1 protein-coding gene is annotated in these 1,699 nt (G+C 67.4%); it reads right to left on the bottom strand.

The genetic code is table 11. The features are described from left to right. Positions 1–15: 15 nt before the first annotated feature. Complete coding sequence (locus ACFYZJ_RS39365; RefSeq protein WP_388577213.1) at positions 16–1,644, bottom strand: ISAzo13 family transposase; 1,629 nt, start codon at positions 1,642–1,644, stop codon at positions 16–18. Positions 1,645–1,699: the final 55 nt, after the last annotated feature.

The raw sequence follows: 1,699 nt of genomic DNA, 5'->3' as shown, positions 1-1,699 counted from the left end.
AGGGCTTGCAGATCATTAACACGTTGTTTTGATCATGCTGCTGGGGTCGCCACTCAGGGCTTGAACCCGAGCCTGAAGGGCTGTGAGGGCGGAGGGCGGGGTGGCTGCCGGTGGGATGACGATGCTGTGCGCCTTCAGCAGTGTCCTGATCTTGAGCAGGGTGCGGTGCATGGCGGTGCGGCTGCTGTCGAACAGCACGGCGAGGGGTTCCGCGGCCAGGGCGATCCGCAGGTGAAGGACGGTCGCCAGGACCTGGTGGGGGAAGGCGAGTCGGGGCGGGCGTCCGCGCTTGACGTCGCCATCGACGGCCAAGATGTCGGTGAGTTCGCTCAGTTGCTGCCGGGTCATGCCGGTCAGGGAGGGATCGGACAGCAGAGCTTGGTCCCACTCCGGGGCCGGCTTTTGTGGAGTCCGGGGTGCTGGGACGGCAGGGTACGGCTGGGGGTGCACGGCATAGTTCCAGTCGCCATGGAAGGCGTGTCGGGTCAGTGGCAGGGCCGCCATCTCCGCGTCGCCGATCTGGACTCCGGTGGGGTAGGTGTTGGTGTCCAGCTCGGCCATGACGCGCAGGCCGGTGCGGGTGGTGGTCGCGGCGATGGACTGGACGATGACTTCGTGGCTGGTCAGCGGGCGGCCGCGCCAGTTCATGGTGATGTGGGAGAAGAGCCGGTGCTCGATCTTGTTCCACTTCGATGTGCCCGGCGGTAGGTGGCAGACGGTGATCGTCAGTCCTGTTTCGGCAGCGAGCCGGGCGAGTTCGAGCTTCCAGGCCCGGGTGCGGTAGCCGTTTGAGCCGCCCGCGTCGGCGGTGATGAGCAGTCGTGTCGCCTGCGGGTAGGCGGCCCGGCCCTGGCTGCACCACCAGCGGCGGATCGATTCCACTGCGAACGCGGCGGTGTCGTGATCGGTGCCCACGTTGACCCAGCCGGTGTCCGCCGCGAGATCGTAGATCCCGTACGGGATGGCCTTGCCCAGCTGCGGGTCGGCGAAGTCGTGGATGTGCACCGGCGCTGGCTCACCGGCAGGCCGCCACTGGCGGCCGTTGTTCTTGAACTCTCCGACGAGTTCCTTCTTCTTGGTGTCCACGCTGATCACCGGCTGGCCGGTGTCCCGGTGATCGCGGGCCTGCTCGTTGAGATAGCGGAACTGGGCATCCCGGTCCGGATGCTGGCTTCCCTCAATGGTCTTGGCGTTGGCCTGCAGGCTGAAGCCTTCCTCCCGCAGCAGGTCGGCAACGGTGTCCGCACTGACTTTGTGCCCGGCCCGGGCCAGCTCCCGTGCGAGGTTGCGGGTCGATTTGACCGTCCACCGCAGTGGCGACATCGGATCACCGCGCTCGTCCGGCTCGACCAGTGCCAGCAGGGCCGGCCGCAGCCCCGGATCGAGATCTGCGACCCTCTTGCGGCCTCCGCCTGGCCGCCGCACCCGCCCCAGAGGCTCCTCGCCGGTCTCCAGCTCGAACACGCCCTTGCGAACCGTGGTCTCACTCACCGAGGCCGCCCGCGCGACGGCCCGAACACCACCGTGTCCCAGGACACGGGCCTCCGCGGCCATCAGTAGCCGTCGCTGCCGCTCGTCCAGATGCGGGAACAACACTGCGAACTTCACAGCGAGTTGGGCACGGATCTCGTCCGGGATGCGCATACCACACCAACGAGCCACGGGACGGGAAGCAACACCTTGATGATCTGCAAGCCCT

The organism is Streptomyces sp. NPDC001848, from assembly GCF_042891915.1.
Lineage (GTDB): Bacteria > Actinomycetota > Actinomycetes > Streptomycetales > Streptomycetaceae > Streptomyces.
The sequence above is the reverse complement of the archived record's forward strand: the minus strand, read 5'-3'. Positions and strand labels throughout refer to the sequence as shown.